At 62.4% G+C, this 17843-nt stretch carries 19 protein-coding genes; 13 read left to right on the forward strand and 6 right to left on the reverse strand.

Annotated elements, in window-relative coordinates; genetic code table 11:
- A partial coding sequence (locus tag GNZ12_RS00595) for an NAD(P)/FAD-dependent oxidoreductase (RefSeq protein WP_172308533.1) occupies nt 1-853 on the reverse strand: 853 nt, incomplete at its 3' end.
- 177 nt (nt 854-1030) lie between these two features.
- Nucleotides 1031-3772, reverse strand: a complete 2742-nt coding sequence (gene polA, locus GNZ12_RS00600) for a DNA polymerase I (protein ID WP_172308534.1) — start codon at nt 3770-3772, stop codon at nt 1031-1033.
- A gap of 1 nt (nt 3773) precedes the next feature.
- On the opposite strand from polA, the gene GNZ12_RS00605 reads away from it, so the two are divergent.
- Entirely contained in the window at nt 3774-4517 is a 744-nt protein-coding gene (locus tag GNZ12_RS00605; RefSeq protein ID WP_074288973.1) for an LOG family protein, read from the forward strand.
- A gap of 85 nt (nt 4518-4602) precedes the next feature.
- Here the strand turns inward: GNZ12_RS00605 and GNZ12_RS00610 are convergent, their stop codons facing one another.
- Nucleotides 4603-5520, reverse strand: coding sequence for a transcriptional regulator GcvA (locus GNZ12_RS00610; RefSeq protein WP_172308535.1), 918 nt, complete (start codon nt 5518-5520; stop codon nt 4603-4605).
- A gap of 97 nt (nt 5521-5617) precedes the next feature.
- On the opposite strand from GNZ12_RS00610, the gene GNZ12_RS00615 reads away from it, so the two are divergent.
- Both GNZ12_RS00615 and GNZ12_RS00620 read left to right on the forward strand, forming a co-directional pair.
- Nucleotides 5618-6187 (forward strand): chromate transporter, encoded by a 570-nt coding sequence (locus GNZ12_RS00615; protein ID WP_172308580.1) that lies wholly within the window; start codon nt 5618-5620, stop codon nt 6185-6187.
- Nucleotides 6184-6714 carry a chromate transporter gene (locus GNZ12_RS00620; protein WP_159004483.1) on the forward strand — a complete coding sequence of 177 codons (531 nt, stop codon included), beginning with the start codon at nt 6184-6186 and terminating at the stop codon, nt 6712-6714. The genes GNZ12_RS00615 and GNZ12_RS00620 overlap by 4 nt, the downstream gene beginning before the upstream one ends.
- Before the next feature lie 57 nt (nt 6715-6771).
- Here GNZ12_RS00620 and GNZ12_RS00625 read toward each other — a convergent pair whose 3' ends face one another.
- Entirely contained in the window at nt 6772-8298 is a 1527-nt protein-coding gene (locus GNZ12_RS00625; protein WP_074290130.1) for an AMP nucleosidase, read from the reverse strand.
- Nucleotides 8299-8498: 200 nt separating this feature from the next.
- On the opposite strand from GNZ12_RS00625, the gene GNZ12_RS00630 reads away from it, so the two are divergent.
- From GNZ12_RS00630 to GNZ12_RS45460, 6 genes are all read left to right on the forward strand, one after another.
- Nucleotides 8499-8894: a hypothetical protein gene (locus GNZ12_RS00630; protein WP_172308536.1), complete on the forward strand. Its 396-nt coding sequence runs from the start codon at nt 8499-8501 to the stop codon at nt 8892-8894.
- A gap of 278 nt (nt 8895-9172) precedes the next feature.
- Nucleotides 9173-10168 (forward strand): homoserine kinase, encoded by a 996-nt coding sequence (locus GNZ12_RS00635; protein WP_172308537.1) that lies wholly within the window; start codon nt 9173-9175, stop codon nt 10166-10168.
- Nucleotides 10159-10965 carry a BPSS1780 family membrane protein gene (locus GNZ12_RS00640; protein WP_172308538.1) on the forward strand — a complete coding sequence of 269 codons (807 nt, stop codon included), beginning with the start codon at nt 10159-10161 and terminating at the stop codon, nt 10963-10965. The genes GNZ12_RS00635 and GNZ12_RS00640 overlap by 10 nt, the downstream gene beginning before the upstream one ends.
- Nucleotides 10966-11193: 228 nt before the next feature.
- Nucleotides 11194-11646, forward strand: coding sequence for a MarR family winged helix-turn-helix transcriptional regulator (locus tag GNZ12_RS00645; RefSeq protein WP_172308539.1), 453 nt, complete (start codon nt 11194-11196; stop codon nt 11644-11646).
- A gap of 169 nt (nt 11647-11815) precedes the next feature.
- Complete coding sequence (locus GNZ12_RS00650) at nt 11816-12235, forward strand: organic hydroperoxide resistance protein (RefSeq protein ID WP_172308540.1); 420 nt, start codon at nt 11816-11818, stop codon at nt 12233-12235.
- A gap of 416 nt (nt 12236-12651) precedes the next feature.
- Nucleotides 12652-12747: a TspO/MBR family protein gene (locus GNZ12_RS45460; RefSeq protein WP_407947671.1), complete on the forward strand. Its 96-nt coding sequence runs from the start codon at nt 12652-12654 to the stop codon at nt 12745-12747.
- A gap of 126 nt (nt 12748-12873) precedes the next feature.
- Here GNZ12_RS45460 and GNZ12_RS00660 read toward each other — a convergent pair whose 3' ends face one another.
- Together GNZ12_RS00660 and GNZ12_RS00665 are read right to left on the reverse strand one after the other, a co-directional pair.
- Complete coding sequence (locus tag GNZ12_RS00660) at nt 12874-13050, reverse strand: DUF3563 family protein (protein WP_120306126.1); 177 nt, start codon at nt 13048-13050, stop codon at nt 12874-12876.
- A 107-nt stretch (nt 13051-13157) separates the two neighbouring features.
- Entirely contained in the window at nt 13158-14354 is a 1197-nt protein-coding gene (locus GNZ12_RS00665; RefSeq protein WP_172308541.1) for an extracellular catalytic domain type 1 short-chain-length polyhydroxyalkanoate depolymerase, read from the reverse strand.
- Nucleotides 14355-14710: 356 nt separating this feature from the next.
- Between GNZ12_RS00665 and GNZ12_RS00670 the strand changes: the two genes are divergently transcribed.
- The 4 genes from GNZ12_RS00670 (at nt 14711) to GNZ12_RS00685 (ending at nt 17746) form a co-directional block, all read left to right on the forward strand.
- Complete coding sequence (locus tag GNZ12_RS00670; RefSeq protein WP_172308542.1) at nt 14711-15412, forward strand: phosphatase PAP2 family protein; 702 nt, start codon at nt 14711-14713, stop codon at nt 15410-15412.
- A 164-nt stretch (nt 15413-15576) separates the two neighbouring features.
- Complete coding sequence (modA, locus tag GNZ12_RS00675; RefSeq protein WP_172308543.1) at nt 15577-16350, forward strand: molybdate ABC transporter substrate-binding protein; 774 nt, start codon at nt 15577-15579, stop codon at nt 16348-16350.
- An 18-nt stretch (nt 16351-16368) separates the two neighbouring features.
- Complete coding sequence (modB, locus tag GNZ12_RS00680; protein WP_172308544.1) at nt 16369-17043, forward strand: molybdate ABC transporter permease subunit; 675 nt, start codon at nt 16369-16371, stop codon at nt 17041-17043.
- Between the two features lies 1 nt (nt 17044).
- Nucleotides 17045-17746, forward strand: a complete 702-nt coding sequence (locus GNZ12_RS00685) for a sulfate/molybdate ABC transporter ATP-binding protein (protein WP_172308545.1) — start codon at nt 17045-17047, stop codon at nt 17744-17746.
- The last annotated feature ends 97 nt before the right edge of the window (nt 17747-17843 follow it).

Here is a 17843-nt window from a genome sequence, read left to right on the forward strand (position 1 = left end):
CCGTCAGATCGGCGCGCACGGTTTTACCGCTGGCCGTGCGGATCATGCCGGGCGCGACCTCGGCCACTGTCTCGCCGATCATCAGCTTCACGCCGAGCTTGGTGAGCAATTCGGCGGTGGCCGTCGACACGCGCTCCTGCAAGGCCGGCAAAATGCGCGGCCCCGCCTCGATCAGCACGATGCCGACGTCGTGCCGCGGATCGAGCTTATGCAAGCCATACGCGGACAGCACCTGGGCCGTATTGCGCAACTCAGCCGAGAGTTCGACGCCCGTCGCGCCGCCGCCGACGATCGCCACCTGGATGCGCGGCTCAGAGGAAGGCGACGTGCTCGAGGCCGATTCGACAGGCTCATGCACCTGATGCTCCGCGCGCATACACGCCGCGATCAGCCGTTTGCGGAAACGCTCCGCCTGGCTGACCGTATCGAGCGCGAGAGAAAACTCAGACGCGCCCTTCACGCCGAAGAACGCCGTGGTGCTGCCGATCGCGATGATCAGCGTGTCGTATTCGAGTTGGCGTTCGGGCAACAGTTCTGCGCCATCGTCGTCGAGTACCTTACCGAGCGTGAGACGCTTGTTCGCCCGGTCCAGACCGGTCAGATCGCCCTGCTGAAACTCAAAGCCGTGCCAGCGCGCTTGCGCCGCGTATTCGAGTTCCTGGGTGAACGGGTCCATGCTGCCGGCGGCCACTTCATGCAGCAGCGGCTTCCAGATATGGGTTGGATTACGGTCGACAAGCGTCACTTGCGCGTGCACACCGCCTTTGTTCTTGTGGGGCGAATAGCGGTCGCCTAAGCGTGTCGCCAGTTCCAGCCCCCCCGCGCCCCCGCCAACGACGATAAAACGATGCATTGAACTCTCCGTGTTTGCCGATGGGTTATGCGTCGCGACGGCGCGCGTGAAACATCAAACGCGCGCCGTCTGTTCTGGCGATTGTCCGCGAGCGGCACGGGTTGTCACAAGCTATCAATACGCATATGTGACATGCGCACGACGTTATCGACTATCAAACGCTCCGTCACATGCACGTCAATGCGCTTCTTCCCAGTTCAGGCCGGCGCCCACTTCAGCGACCAGCGGCACTTTCAGCGCGGCGACACCGCACATCAGTTCCGGCAAGCGCTTACGTACCTCGGACAATTCTGCGTCCGGCACTTCGAGAATCAGTTCGTCGTGCACCTGCATGATCATGCGCGTACCGACCTTCGACTCTTCGATCCACTTCTGCACCGCGATCATCGACAGCTTGATCAGGTCGGCCGCCGTGCCTTGCATCGGCGCGTTAATGGCCGCGCGCTCGGCTGCCTGACGGCGCGGACCATTGCCACCGTTGATCTCCGGCAGCCACAGGCGGCGGCCGAACGCCGTTTCCACGTAGCCCTTGGCCTTCGCGCTCAGACGCGTTTCGTCCATATATCGCGCGACGCCCGGATAGCGCGCGAAATAGCGGTCGATATACAGCTTGGCCGCGTCGCGCGTAATGCCGAGGTTCGCGGCAAGACCGAATGCGCTCATGCCGTAGATCAGGCCAAAGTTGATGACCTTCGCTACGCGCCGCTGATCGTTTGACACTTCGAGCGGCGTCACGCTGAAAATTTCCGCGGCCGTGGCACGGTGAATGTCTTCGCCTTGCGAAAACGCACGCAGCAGGGATTCGTCGCCGGAAATGTGCGCCATGATGCGCAGCTCGATCTGCGAGTAGTCGGCAGAGACAAGCTTGTGGCCCGGCGGGGCGATAAACGCCTCGCGAATGCGGCGGCCTTCGGTGGTGCGCACGGGAATGTTCTGCAGGTTCGGATCGTTCGACGCGAGGCGCCCCGTGACCGCCACCGCCTGGGCATAGTTCGTATGCACACGGCCGGTTTGAGCGTTGACCATGCGCGGCAGCTTGTCCGTATAGGTCGATTTCAGCTTCGACAAGCCACGGTGTTCGAGCAGGATTTTCGGCAGCGGATAGTCTTCGGCAAGCTTTTGCAGCACTTCTTCGTCAGTGGACGGCGCGCCGCTCGGGGTCTTCTTGACCACCGGCAATTCGAGCTTCTCAAAGAAGATCTGACCAATCTGCTTCGGCGAACCGAGATTGAATTCACCACCGGCCAGCACGTACGCTTCGCTTTCCAGTTGAATCAGACGCGTGGCGATTTCGCTGCTTTGCGCGCGCAGCTTTTCCGCGTCGATCAGCACGCCGGTGCGCTCCATCTTGCGCAAGACGCGCGAGGTCGGCACTTCGATGTCGCGATACACGTAGTCGAGCGTCTTCTCCGCGGCCACTTGCGGATACAAGGCCTGATGCAGACGCAAGGTGATGTCGGCGTCTTCCGCCGCGTATTCCGCGGCCGTTTCCAGCGCGACTTCGTCGAAGCCGATTTGCGACGCGCCCTTGCCCGCGACCTCTTCGTACTTGATCGTCTTGATGCCGAGATGGCGCAGCGCGAGGCTGTCCATGTCGTGCGTACGGTGCGATTCGAGCACGTACGATTCCAGCAACGTGTCGTGTTCGACGCCGCGCATTTCGATGCCGTAGTTCGCCAGCACCTGTTCGTCGTACTTCATGTGCTGGCCGACCTTCTTATGCTCAGCGCTCTCCAGCCAAGGCTTGAGCTTCGCGAGGACTTCGTCGCGCGGCAGTTGCACGGGTGCGTCCGGACCGCGATGCGCGAGCGGCACATAAGCGGCATAGCCGGGTTCGACCGACAACGACAGGCCCACGATTTGCGCGGTCATCGGGTCGAGTGAGGTGGTTTCGGTATCGAACGCAGTCAACTCGGCGGCGTTGATTTTCTCAAGCCAGGTGTCGAACTGTTCCCAGCTCTGCACGGTGTCGTAGTGACGTTCGTGATCCACGGTGAGCGCCGGCGGCACATCGGTCTCCGGCCCCTCCACCGCTTCCGCGCTTTCCACTTCGCGCAGCCAGGTCTTGAAACCGTTGCGCGTGAACACGTCGCGCAGTTCCTCGCGCGATTCGGGCCGGCTTTGCAGGCTTTCTTCGATCGAGACGATATGGCCAGTCAGATCGCATTGGCGCTCGACGGTGACGAGTTTCTTCGCCGTCGGCAGAAAATCGAGCGCACGTCGCAGATTGTCTCCTACCGCACCTTTGATCTCATCTGCATGTGCGACGATGCCATCGAGGGTTTCGTACTGCGTCAGCCATTTGATCGCCGTTTTCGGCCCGCATTTTTCGACGCCGGGCACGTTGTCGACGGTATCGCCGATCAACGACAGGTAGTCGATGATGCGCTCCGGTGGCACGCCGAATTTGGCGATCACGCCGGCGCGGTCGAGCTTCTCGTTAGTCATCGTATTGATGAGGGTGACATGATCCGACACGAGCTGCGCCAGATCCTTGTCCCCAGTCGACACGATCACATTCATGCCGCGCTTTTCCGCTTCGGTGCTGAGCGTGCCGATCACGTCGTCAGCTTCGACGCCTTCGATCATCAAGAGCGGCCAGCCGAGCGCGCGCACGGCGACGTGAATCGGCTCGATCTGACGCGAGAGATCGTCCGGCATCGACGGGCGATTCGCCTTATAGTCAGCATACCAGTCGTCGCGGAACGTTTTGCCCTTGGCGTCGAACACGCAGGCGCTATACTCTGCTGTGACTTCCTTGCGCATGCGCCGCAGCATGTTGATCATTCCGTAGAGCGCACCCGTTGGACCACCTTCGGGCCCGCGCAGATCAGGCATCGCATGGTAGGCCCGGTACAGATAACTCGAACCGTCGACCAATAGCAGGGTCTTACCTTCAAGGCTTCGTTCTTCAGGCATTATGACTAAGAGAAAAGTGATTCCGAGTCTGCGATCACTCGCAGATCAAGAGCGCGCAACGGCTAAGAAGGCCCGCGCATCGTGGCAGATGTTCACGATTATGGCAGAGTTTATCGAGGCGACCGAGTACCTCTCGGAGATTCGTCCGGCTGTCAGCATCTATGGCTCAGCGCGCCTGAAACCGAACTCGCCGTATTACAAACTCGCCACGCAGATCGCACGCAAGCTGTCGGACGCAGGCTTCGCGGTCATCTCGGGCGGCGGCCCCGGCATCATGGAAGCGGCCAATAAGGGCGCTCATGCGGGCAAGGCCCCTTCGGTCGGCCTGAACATCGAACTGCCTCACGAGCAATCAGGCAATCAATGGCAGGACATCTCGCTGCGCTTCCGCCATTTCTTCACGCGCAAGGTCACGTTCGTGAAGAACTCGGATGCGGTGATCGTCATGCCGGGCGGCTTCGGCACGCTGGATGAACTCGCCGAAGTCCTCACGCTGATTCAGACCAAGAAGTCGCGCCACGTGCCGATCATTCTGGTGGGCGGCGAGTTCTGGGAAGGCCTGCTTGCGTGGTTCAAGAACTCGCTCACGCCGATGGGCCTGATCAATCCGACGGATATGGACTTGATGCAGGTGATCGACGACCCGGATCAGGTGCTCGAAGCGGTGCTGAAGTTCTACGAAGACCGTGAAGAAGTTGAGCCGCATCCGGCCAAATCGGATGACGACCGGATGTTCTATCTGTGATGCTGGAACTTCGCGCCCCGTGCGCGAAGTAAGTGCGCCAAATAAGCGTGCGATTTCCATATGCATTGAGCAACGCGCGCGAGTTCTAGCGGGCGGCCTCCAGGTCGCTCGCTTCCACAACATCAGTCTGATCACCCTGCGCTTGCAGCCATTCGCAGAATTGCGCCACGAGCGGCGCCTGCGCGACCTCCCGCCTCGCTACCCACCAATAGCCGCGCGCATCAATGCGCGGGCCGGCCAACGGCACGATGAGCCGTCCCGATGCCAGCTCGTCCGCCAGCAAGGGCAACGGACCGAGCGCGACGCCGAGGCCATCCACCGCAGCCTGCAAGGCCAGATAGAAGTGATCGAACGACTGCTTCTTCCGGCATTTCGCCGTGACGCCTGCGGCCGATAACCAGTTGCCCCACGCATCGGGCCGCGTGTCCGAATGCAGCAGCACGTGCTTGGAGAGATCGTCGGCCACCTTGATCGGCGAGCGTTGCAGGAGCGCGGGACTGCAGACCGGAATCTCGCTTTCGCCAAGAAAATGGCCGCTCACGCAGTTCGGCCAATGCGCCGGCCCGCGCCGCACCGCGACGTCGAAGCTGTCCAGTGTTTCGACCGGTGCGTTTGAAGTCGATAAGCGCAGCTCCACATTCGGCACCTTGCGCTGGAACTGATGAAGCCGCGGCAGCAGCCATTTCATCGCAAAGGTCGGCAGCGCATTCACCCGCAGCACATGAACGACGCCGGTATCGCGCAGTTGGTCCGTGGCCAGCGCGATGCTGTCGAACGCGGCCTGCACGGTGGCCAGATAGCGGCGCCCGTCGTCGGTCAGACGCACGCGCTTGCCGCGGCGATGGAACACCTGCACGCCGAGCCACGTCTCAAAAGCCGCGACTTGCCGGCTAATTGCACCGTGCGTCACATGCAATTCGTTCGCCGCGGCGGTGAAGCTTTCATGCCGTGCGGCGGCTTCGAAGGCACGCAGCGCCGGAAAAGGAGGAAGATTACGAGCCATGCTTGTGATTCTAGATCACAAAGGCGCGCTCAAAAATCGTTTTGCCCAGAGCCGGATCGGCGCTAACCTCCAGAGCTTGAACTGGAAGCTTGGCGATATGGATCACAATCTCACCTCAACCGACGCCGCACTGACGCCCGTACCCACATTGCGGGAAATTTTTGGCGGCTTTCTCGGCCTCGGGCTGATCTCGTTCGGCGGCGCACTGCCGCTGGCGCGGCGCGCCGTGGTCGACCAAAGGCGCTGGCTGACCGGCGCGGAATTCACCGACTTGCTGGGCTTGTGCCAATTCTTGCCGGGCGGCAACGTGATCAATCTTTCGGTGGCGATCGGGATGCGCTTTCGCGGCGTGCCGGGTGCGCTAGCCGGTTTGCTCGGGCTGATCGCGGGGCCTTCGCTGGTCGTGATCGGCCTTGGCGTGCTGTACGAACACACGCAAAACAACCCGCACGTTCGCCATCTGTTTGCCGGTCTCGCGGCCGCGGCGTCCGGCCTGCTGATCTCGATGGCCGTGAAAATCCTGCTGCCATTGCGGAATAAACCCATGGCTGCACTCATCGCGGCGCTCGGCTTCATCGCGATCGCGATCATGCGCCTGCCGCTTCTGCCTACGATGCTGGTGCTCACGCCGCTCAGTATCTACATCGCGTCGAGGGCCACACGATGAACGACACGCTCATTTCTCTTGCCATTATTTTCAGTCAGCTTTCGCTGCTGGCGTTCGGTGGCGGCAATACGATTCTTCCCGAGATGCAGCGTCAGGTGGTGGATGTGCACCACTGGATGCCGGCCAGCGAATTCAGCGCGCTGTTCGCGCTCGCGCAAGCGGCGCCGGGGCCGAACCTGATGATCGTGACGCTGGTCGGCTGGCACGTGGCGGGTTGGGCGGGGATGCTGGTGACTTCAGTTGCGAAGTTCGGACCGTCTTCGCTCGTGACGATTCTTGCGCTGCATGCGTGGGACCGGTTCAAGGACCGTCCGTGGCGGCGTTACGCGCAAATGGGGTTGGTGCCGGTGACCGCCGGCATCGTCGCGGCAAGCGCGGCCCTGATCGCCGAAGCGTCGAACCCGACCGCGATTGCATGGGCAATCTGCGCCTTTACCGCCGTGCTGGCGTTGAAGACAAGAATTCATCCGCTGTGGCTACTCGCGGCTGGAAGCTTGATCGGGCTGACGGGGTTTGGGCAGTTCTAAACCAGAGGTCAGGCTTGCGGGCGAGCGCAAACAACGCTCGCCCGCAACCATAAGCGCTTACTGAAACGCCACTTCCGCAAAGCTGCGCAACTTGCGGCTATGCAAACGATGCAGCCCGTTCATCCGCAACAACTCCATCGCCTTCACGCCGATCTGCAGATGCTGATCGACTTGCGCGCGATAGAACTGATCCGCCATGCCAGGCAGTTTCAATTCGCCATGCAAGGGCTTGTCCGACACGCATAGCAAGGTACCGTAAGGCACACGGAAGCGGAACCCGTTAGCAGCGATCGTCGCGCTTTCCATGTCGAGCGCGACCGCGCGGCTTTGCGACAACCGCTGCACCGGCTCACGATGATCGCGCAGCTCCCAGTTGCGGTTATCCACACTCGCCACCGTGCCCGTGCGCATCACGCGCTTCAACTCGACGCCATCCAGTTGCGTGACCTGCGCGACCGCGCGTTCCAACGCCACCTGTACTTCGGCAAGTGCTGGAATCGGCACCCACAGCGGCAAGTCGTCGTCGAGCACGTGATCTTCGCGCACATAGCCGTGCGCCAGCACGTAATCGCCCAGGCGCTGCGTGTTACGCAGCCCCGCGCAGTGGCCCAGCATGATCCACGCATGCGGACGCAGCACGGCGATGTGATCGGTAATCGTCTTCGCGTTCGACGGCCCGACACCGATGTTGACCATCGTGATGCCGCTGCCGTCGGCCCGCTTCAGGTGATACGCAGGCATCTGCGGCAGACGCGGCGGCGCCGTGCCTTCCTGCGCCTGCTCACCGAGATTTTCGTTGTACGTGATCACGTCGCCCGGTTCGACGAACGACGTGTATTCGCTGCGATAGGCGCGCAGTTCTTCGTCGTCGGTACGGGCCATCATCGTGCGGCCGAGTTTGACGAACTCGTCGATATAGAACTGGTAGTTCGTGTACAGGACGTAGTTCTGGCAATGCGTGGGCGAGGTCGCCGTGTAGTGCTTCAGCCGATGCAGCGAAAAATCCACCCGCGCCGCCGTGAACAGCGCCAACGGATGCGGCTCGCCCGGCGGCGGTTCATACGTGCCGTTGACGATGCGGTCGTCGAGCAACGCGAGGTCCGGCGTGTCGAACACGTCGCGCATCAGAAACAGGCGCTCGCGATCCAGATCGCCCTCGAGGTGAATGCCCTCAGCAAATGCGAAGTGAATCGGAATCGGCTGATCGGACACCCCGACTTCGATCTGCACGTGATGGTTCTTGGCCAGCAGGCGCAACTGCTCGCGATAGTAGTCGCCAAACAGATCCGGCCGCGTGACCGTGGTTTCGAACACGCCCGGACCCGCGACAAAGCCGTACGAGCGGCGCGAATCGATATGCGTGTTGACTTCGGTGCGCACCCGGACGAACGGGTAACAGGCGCGCACCCGGCGCTCGAACAATTCGTTGCGGCGGTAGCGCGCGAAGGCGTCGCGCAGGAACGAGGTGTTCGCTTCGTAGATCGCCGACAAACGCGTGACGGCCTCGGTCGCGTCGTCGAAGGATTCGGTTGGGAAGCTGTTGGCGGGAGTCTGCACCGCGCGTTGATTGGTATCGTTGTTCATCTTCATTCACCTCGATTGATGAGATGACATTACCACGGAACCCGTGATCGCCAAATGACCGCGCGGCGCCTACCACAACCGCCGCAATTGCGGTCGCAAGATTGCGCGCACGTCGCGCGAAAGCGGCGCAAAATAAGGCGACTGCGCCCGTAGGCAAGGCTGGATTTGCTAGAATCGGGGCACCATATTGGAGAATCACCATGAAGCAGCTCCTTCCCGTCGCCGTTGCACTGGCCCTCGCCTTTGGCAACGCCGCGCTGGCTGCCCAGCCTGTCGATGAGACTCCGCCAGCCGACGCGCCCCAGTCTGCCAATGAACGGGCCGGCCTGCCTGACCTGGCGAAGATCAATCGTCCGGCCGCCGAGGTCAGCTCGAAGGTCGAAATCAACGTCCCGCGCACGCCAAGCTTCTACGAACGCAGCGCTAACGGCACCGAAATCACCGAATATCGCGATAAAGGCAAGCCCGTTGAAATCAACGTGCATTCGAATCTCGGCACGCGCTATCAGATGAGCGCGCCGCTCGACACGTCGCCCACCGTGCGCGACAACGGCCGCGCAAGCACGCGTTTGCCGTCGGTGAATCTGACTTATTGATGCATACCGGGGCGGCGTGAGCCGCTCCCCTGGATCTACGCGGCCCGCGGACGTCGCCTCGGGCTTTCAGCCTGCGTGGTCGTTTTAAGCACCGCCTGCAACATGGCGATCCCGCGTTGAATTGTCGCAGCGTTTTGCGGCCCTGACGGGTGGCCAGGACTGGCGGCCCGGATTTGCTGCCCTGATTGACCTTGATCGCGCTTTCTGCAACGCATTTGCCATACCTCGCACTGGCCGCATCGCGCCCAGCCCGACTAACCTGATCCGACGTTTCCCGCATGGCTGTCTTCACCGCTGTCACCGAACCCCAACTAGCAGAATGGATGCGTCATTACGATCTCGGCGAAGTCGTCGAGTTTCGCGGCATCCCGTCCGGTATTGAGAACAGCAACTTCTTTCTGACGACGACGCGCGGCGAATACGTCCTCACGATTTTCGAAAAGCTGACGGCCGAACAACTGCCGTTCTATCTCGATCTGATGCAGCATCTGGCCGCGCACCGCGTGCCGGTGCCGGATCCCATGCCGCGCGAAGACGGCGCGCTGTTTGGCACGCTGCATGGCAAGCCCACCGCCATCGTGACCAAGCTCGAAGGCGCGCCGGAGCTAGCGCCGCAAGTCGAACATTGCGCCGAAGTCGGGCACATGCTCGCGCGCATGCATCTGGCGGGGCGCGATTACCCGCGCTATCAGCCGAATCTGCGCAGCCTGCCGTGGTGGCAGGAAACCGTGCCGACCATCCTGCCATTCCTCACGGGTGCGCAGCGCGACTTGCTGTCGTCCGAACTGGCGCATCAAGAGGCTTTCTTCGCTTCGGCGGATTACGCCGCGCTGCCCGCGGGCCCCTGCCACGCCGACCTGTTCCGCGACAATGCGCTGTTTGCGCATGCCGCGCCGGAAACCGGCCACGAGGTGCGCCTGGGTGGTTTCTTCGACTTCTACTTCGCCGGCTGCGACAAGTGGCTGTTCGACGTCGCGGTCACGGTCAACGACTGGTGCGTCGACCTCGCCACCGGCAAGCTCGACGACGCGCGCACCGAAGCCATGCTGCGCGCCTCCCAGCCCGTGCGCCCGTCCCCCGAAGAAAAAAACCGCCACTGGGGCGATATGCTGCGCGCGGGCGCTTACCGCTTCTGGGTCTCGCGCCTGTATGATTTTCATTTGCCGCGCGCGGCCGAGCTGCTCAAACCGCACGACCCCGGGCATTTCGAGCGCATTCTGCGCGAACGCCTGTCCGGCGTTGCACTTCCAGGCATTCATATCTCATGCAACTGATCGAAGTCCCCGCGAAAACCGGCTATGTCTGGTTCCGGCAGGGTATCTGGCTGTTCCGCAAGAACCCGCTCGCGTTTCTGACGCTGTTCTTCACCTATCTGCTGGTCATGACGCTGGCGTCGCAGATTCCGGTCATCGGCGGCGTGCTGCCGCTGATCTTCATTCCGGGGGTCGCGGTGGGTTTCATGGCGGCGTGCCGCAACACGATCGCGGGCAAGCCGGTGTTCCCGACCATTCTGGTGGACGGCTTTCACTCGTACGGCCGCGGGGTCGCCAAACGTCTGCTGGTGCTGGGCGTGCTGTACGTGGTCGCGATGGCGCTCGTGCTGGCCGGCTCGGCACTCGCCGACGGCGGCATGCTGCTGAAGGTCATGCTCGGCATGGCCACGATGGACCAGGACGCGATCGCCAACAGCAATATCCCGCTGGCGGTGATCGCCGCGTTCGCGTTCTACATTCCGGTTGCGATGATTTTCTGGTTCTCGCCGATTCTTACCGCGTGGCACGACGTGCCGCCCGTCAAGGCGATGTTCTTCAGCGTCGTCAGTTGCTGGCGCAACCGCGGTGCGTTCATCGTGTTCGGCGCTTTGTGGTTCGCGGTGGCGACGACGGTCTCGTTCGGCCTGACCGCGCTGATGCAGGCGCTGGGCGCGGGCGACTTTGCGTTCGCGGTCCTGATGCCCGCCACGATGATCGTCACGACCATGCTGTATTGCTCGTTCTACGCGACCTATCGCGGCTGCTTCGGCGTGCAAACGCCCGAAACGCCGGATTTGCCGACCACGCCGGCGGCTTGAGCACCGGCTAGACTACTGCTCACGCGCGGGCGCTTTTTAGACGCTCGCGCGGTTCCCCCCGGTGGCCTCCGCCTCCCCGCCTCAGTGCCCTCCGCACTCCCGCCTCAGCGCACCGCCCGCCTTCACCGCGTCGTCGAATCCTCCGTCACACTCGTCAATGTGCGTCGACTTGGGGCACAATGGTTTGCGCGCAATCGATTTGCACGCTCCTTTTAGACGAGATGCATCATGACCCAGCGCCCCACTTTGCCCTTCACGCTCGACGAGCAACTCTGCTTTGCACTCTATTCGACCTCGCTTGCGATGACGAAAGCGTACAAGCCTTTGCTCGACAAGCTCGGCCTCACGTATCCGCAATATCTGGCAATGCTGGTGCTCTGGGAGGCCGACGACGTCACGGTGAAAGATATGGCGGCGCGCCTGAATCTCGACTCGGCAACGGTCACGCCGCTGCTCAAACGTCTCGAAGCGCAGGGCTACCTGGAACGGGTACGCGGCGTCGAAGATGAGCGGCTCGTCTATATCCGGCTGACCAAAGCGGGCACCGCACTGAAGCGCCAGGCACGCGAAGTGCCGGCAGAGATCTTCTGCGCGACCCAGCAGTCGCCGGAATTCCTGCTCCGTCTGCGCGACGATCTGACGCGCCTGCGGACCACGCTCAACGATTACATGGACCACTAGCCGGCCTGCTTCAAAAAGCACGCTATCGATACGATACAAAATTTCATTTGCACACAAATGATTTGTACACTATCTTTGTCACATGCCGCTTCGATAGGGCTCCGCCAGAAAGGCGGGCAAGCAGCGGCAAGCAGGCAAATCCTGATAACCCAGATATAGGAGCAGCACAATGAACATCCTCTACAAGGCAAGCGCAACCAGCACCGGCGGCCGTGACGGCCGTGCAGTATCGTCGGACAATGCGTTGGACGTGAAGCTGGCAGCACCGCGTGAACTGGGCGGCAACGGCGCAGCGGGCACCAACCCGGAGCAACTGTTTGCAGCCGGCTACTCGGCGTGTTTCCTGAGCGCGATGAAGTTCGTCGCCGGCCAGAGCAAGCAGACTTTGCCGGCTGACACGCAAGTCACGGCAGAAGTGGGGATTGGCCCGAACGACAACGGTGGCTTCGCGCTGGACATCGATCTGCGCGTCTCGTTGCCGGGTCTCGCTGCAGACGCCGCCAAGGAACTGGTCGACGCAGCGCACCAGGTCTGCCCGTACTCGAACGCCACGCGCAACAACGTCGCGGTGCGTTTGCAAGTCGCGTAAGTCGCGATCTCAACGGCTGGCTGATAAATAGTTGGCGCCGCGCGGCAAAACCGCGCCATCAAGCACTGCCCGCACCCTGCAAAACAGGGGCGGGTGCTGTGTTGTTTTGCGGACGCGGCACGCGATAGGTGGCATCGACGGGATGCGGAACGGCTCGCGGAATTCGGCTTGAAGTTGGACAAGGATTATCCCGCACCGACCGTCGACCATACGCGAAGCGCGGCAGCGTACGCTTGTGCGTTTCGACAAGTAAGCGCCCACTCACGTTATGTTGATCAGGAACGTCTGGAGGAGACTGAATGATGCGCCGTTTGCCGTCGCTGCTCGTGTTTCTTTCTTTAACGCTGACTGGCCGGTTTCTGCCCGATGCCCGGTACGTGGCGCTGCAAAGGCCCGCGTTCAATTCACCGAACTGAGTGCTTCCGCCGGCGTGGTCGGTGCTTTATGTATTGATGGCGATTGCCGCATGTCACGTATGGGAACGCGACGGTCTGAGTGCCTCGATCATCTGATGGGCAGTTCAACTGGGGTTCAACGCAGCCTGGATGTCGCTGCTTTTCGGCCTGCACAACTTGGGCGCCTGCCCCCCAAAACACCGGCGTTCTTCACTACGCGCCGATGCTTCAAACTCGCGCAGCTTAGTGCTGGCTCATCCACGACGGTTGGCGGGTAGTCGCCTCACGGTCCAGCTTGCGCATACGGAACTCCAGATCGTACAGATCGGTTGCTTCTGCGAGGAAGGCGTCAGCGCGTTCTTTCGCGAGTTGATCGGGCGATTTGGTCAGGAACAGAAACAGGCGGCTAAGCAGATACATGGTCAACCTCGACAATGAGTTCAGGCGTTAATGCCTAAGGGACAACCCGTATTATAGGGAAAACCCTAGGATTACGCCATTACTCATTTCGAAGTGTTGCTCCACAATCACCGCGCGCCCGCCGAGGCTTCTGCCACGGTGCTTTCAGCGATACGGCCGACACCCGTGCGGCGCTGGTGTTTGAAGAATTCCCACACCATGGCGCTTGCGTCCGGACCTTTGGCGGAATGGAACGGCACAGCGTCGTCGCCGCCGCTCCAGGCGTGCGCGAGCCCCTGCACACGGCACAGCCGCACCACGCGCCGACCGCCGCGCAAATAGTCGCGCATCACCACGCCACCCTTGCGCTCTTCCTTGACTTCACCGGATTTGCGCACGCCTTTCTCGTCGACGATTCGGTTCAGACGGAGAAACTGCTCCGCCAACTGGTCCGCGTTGACCGGCGCGACCACGTGGTCAGCGTCACCATGGAGGATCATGGCCGGCATGCCGGGGTATTCAGCCACATTGACGAGCTCGTCGACGAGCTCGGCCGGCTCGCGGCGCGCGCCGCGCCGCATCACGTCCATCGCCGTAATGCCGGAACGGGCCTCGCCGAAAGCGGGGCCGGAGTGCAGCGCGACCGCCGCGAAATGTTCCGGATAGTTGGCGGCCAGAAGCGCCGTCAGGCCGGCCCCCGCGGAGATTCCGGCGACATACACGCGCTCGCTGTCGAAGCCGTGCTGTGCAACCAGCGAATCCACCAGCGAGACGACCGCACGCGCCTCAGCGCCACCGGCGCTGTCGCTAGCGTCATACCAATGCCAGCAGCGATGCGAATGCACGTGCTTCGACTGTTCCGGATAAACCACGGCGAAGCCGAACCGGTCCGCGAGCACGTTCATCCGCGTGCCTTCCGCGAATTCGTCAATCGACTGAGTGCAGCCGTGCAGCATCACCACCAGCGGCATCGGCTCGCCTGCATGGCCGGACGGGATGTACAAACCGTACTGAAGGTGGTTGACGAGCCGCCCAGGCGAAGCAGGCGCTGAATGGAACGAGCGCGTCCATGAACCGCTCGCCCATGCCGAGGCACGCGGACGAACCCGCGATTCCCTTGGGGCAGCGCGCGGCGCCTCGCGTTTCACGGGCACGCGCAGCGCGGCCACGGGCTTGATAGGACGAGCCTTGGCCGAAGGCTTGCTGGTCGCAACGCGTGCCGGCCGCGTGGGGGCGCGCTTGGTGGTTGTGTGGGCGTGCTCGGTTTGAATGGCGAGCAGCCGCTTGAGACCGCGTAGCCAGATTTTCGATAGACTTTTTGCCATCGGCGGGTAACCTCGCAAAAAGGGACAGGTGCCGCTCGATAGAACGACGCTTTGTTGTGCAATGCACAATAACACCAATCCTCATGCGATGCTGGAGGCCGGAATCCCTGTCGAGCACCGAATTTTCCGCCCGGCGAACCTTACAGCAGCACCAACGTCAAACTATGGCAAAGCTTGTTCGCCAGCCAACGCCCCGTCACAAAAAGCCTGGCGCCTGGCAAGCCTGGTCCGAAGCACCCGTCTATACTGGCGGGTAAATAATTTCGGTACCGCCTTTGTGGCGTCGGCGATTTACGCCGTTCGCGCGTTAAACCATTACCAATCCGATTCTACGCGGCCTGGGTCGCGTTTTTGCCATGCCCGATTTACCTGTCCATCTGTGGTACTCGATCACCAGCCTCGGCGGCGCCGGCATGACGCTGCCGCTTGCGTTCGCCATCGCGCTTTGGCTGGCGGTCGGCTACACGTGGCGCATGGCAGCGGGCTGGTTGTTGCTACTTGGCGCGGCCATCGGCGTTGTGACCGTCACCAAGCTGGCCTTCCTTGGCTGGGGCGTCGGCATACGCGAACTGGATTTCACCGGCGTCAGCGGCCATGCCATGCTGTCTAGCGCCGTCTATCCGGTCGCGCTGTTCCTGATGTTGCTGCCAGCGCGTCCGGCAATTCGTCTGCTTGGCGTCGTGCTGGGCTTGGCCGCGGGCATCGCGGTCGGCTTGTCGCGCGTCGTGCTGAGCGCTCATTCGCCGTCTGAAGCCGTCACTGGCTGCCTGGTCGGCGCGCTGGCGGCGCTGGTCTTCGTGCGCATGGCGTGGAATCTCGAACCGGGCCGGTTGTCGGCGTGGCCCGTCACTGCGAGTCTGATGGTCCTCGCGGTACTGATGCACGGCGTGCACGTGCCGACGCAACGCTGGGTCACACATATCGCGCTGAAGGTGTCCGGTCACGAGCGGCCGTTCATCCGCGCCAAGTGGAGGGCCGTGCGTGACGTCCGCCCCGCCACGGCGCCGCTGTCGCAGACGCTCAACACGCTTACGCCGCCGCACTCCCCGGACGTCTGAAGCGCACTCGACCGGTTGCCAATCCGGCAAGCGAAGCCCGTCGAGCCGCGCGCCGCTCTATGCGCGCAACTGAATAATCGTCATGGGTACCGTTATAACCTTTCATATATTACGATAGCGTTTTAACCCGCCTGTTCCGGCCCACGCTGGACATCCAAACCTTCATGACACTGTCCCGCCGCCTTGTGAAGCATGCGCTGTTCGTCGCCAGCGCCGTCTCCGTTGCCATCAGCGCCAACGCACACGCCGACGAACTGGTGGTTTCCGCCGCCGCCAGCCTGACCAACGCGTTCAAAGCGGTGAGCGAGGTCTTCGAACAGCAGCATCCCGGCACCAAGGTCCTGCTGAACTTCGGCGCGTCCGACGTGCTGATGCAGCAAATCGCCAAAGGCGCGCCGGCCGACGTGTTCGCCTCCGCCGATCAGAAAGCAATGGACAAGGCGGCCGCGGAGAAAGTGATCGTTCCGGCCACGCGCCGCGACTTCGCCGCCAATTCGCTGGTGCTGATTGTGCCGGCTGACAGCCATTTCGCGCCGACCTCGCTGAACGATCTGACGTCGGCGAATGTGAAGCGAGTGGCTTACGGTGATCCGGCCTCGGTGCCGATTGGCCGCTATGCGCAAGGCGCGCTGCAAGCCGCGGGCGTGTGGGACGCAGTCAACGCTAAGGCCGTGCTGGCATCGAACGTACGCCAGAGCCTGGACTACGTGTCGCGTGGCGAAGTCGACGCCGGCTTCGTGTTCAGCACCGACGCCGCGGTCATGCCGGACAAGGTCAAGGTCGCGATGAACGTGCCGACGCAAACGCCGATCACCTACCCGATCGCGCAGGTCGAAGGCAGCCGTCACGCGGCCGACGCGCAGGCCTTCATGAACTTCGTGCTCTCGCCCGCCGGCCAGGCCGTACTCGCGAAGTACGGTTTCAAGCCTGCGCATTAACTTAGGTACGGCACGCTCATGCGACAGGCCTGGATTCCGCTCCTGCTGTCACTGAAGGTGGCGGGCTGGGCCACCGCGCTCAATCTGGTGTTCGGCGTCGCGGCCGGTTTCGGTTTGTCGCGCTGGCGCTCGGGCGCGCGCGATCTGATCGATTCGCTGCTCACATTGCCCCTCGTGATGCCGCCCACCGTGCTCGGCTACTACCTGCTCGTGCTGCTCGGCCGACGCGGCGTGATCGGCGGGTGGCTCGACCGCTTCGATATCCAGTTGGTGTTCACTTGGCAGGGCGCGGTGATCGCCTCGACGGTGGTAGCGTTTCCGCTCGTGCTGAAGTCGGCGCGCGCCGCTTTCGAAGCGGTCGATCCGCAGCTCGAACGGGCCGCACGCACGCTGGGCGTCAGCGAGACAGCCCTCTTCTTTCGCGTGACGCTGCCGCTCGCCTCCCGCGGCATTCTCGCCGGCGGATTACTGGCGTTTGCGCGAGCGCTCGGTGAGTTCGGCGCGACGCTGATGATCGCGGGCAACTTGCCGGGACGCACGCAGACACTTTCGGTTGCGGTCTATTCAGCCGTGCAGGCCGGCGACGACAGCACGGCCAACTTCCTCGTGCTCGTGACCTCGGTGACGTGTGTCGTGATCCTGTTGCTCGCGGGCCGTCTCGTGCCGCAGCACACGCTTTTGACGCCCCGCTGATATGCCGCTCGCCGTTGACATCCGCAAGACCTTCGAGAGCGCTGAGCGCCGTTTCACGCTCGACGTTTCGTTCAAGGCGATCACGCAGCGCGTCGTGCTGTTCGGGCCGTCCGGAGCGGGCAAGAGTTTGACGCTACTGGCCATCGCCGGCTTGCTACGCCCCGACGAAGGGGCGATTACGCTGCACGGCGATGCTTTATTCGATAGCGCGCGCTGCATCGATCAGAAACCCCAAGCGCGCAAGATTGCCTATCTGTTTCAGGACTACGCGCTGTTTCCCCATCTGAACGTGCGGCAAAACATCGGCTTCGGGTTGCAGCAAGGTTGGCTCAATCCGCGCGCGCGGATCTCGCACCCGGAAGTCGATTACTGGCTCGATGCGCTCGAGTTGAAAGGCGTGGCAGGTAATCATCCGGCGCAGCTTTCGGGTGGACAGAAGCAGCGCGTGGCACTGGCGCGGGCGCTGGTCGCGCAACCCCGCTTGCTGTTGCTGGACGAGCCGTTTTCCGCACTCGATAGCGCGCTGCGTCAGCGCTTGCGGCGCGAGCTGTCGGACCTGCAAACGCGGCTCGATATTCCGATGGTGTTGATCACGCACGATCCCGACGATGTTGCCGCCTTCGGCGATCAGGTCGTGCAGGTCAGCGATGGGTGTGTGCGCGAGAATCATCCGTTTGCTGGGTACGAGCGCAGCGTGCCATAACGTCAGCGCGCGCTTTCGGAGCCTTCAGGGTTCTCAGAGCGTCAGAATCTCAGAACCCATAGAACCTCCAGAACCTTCACAGCCCCAGCTCTCGCAG

It is taken from the genome of Paraburkholderia solitsugae, from assembly GCF_013177695.1.
In the GTDB taxonomy this organism is placed as follows: domain Bacteria; phylum Pseudomonadota; class Gammaproteobacteria; order Burkholderiales; family Burkholderiaceae; genus Paraburkholderia; species Paraburkholderia solitsugae.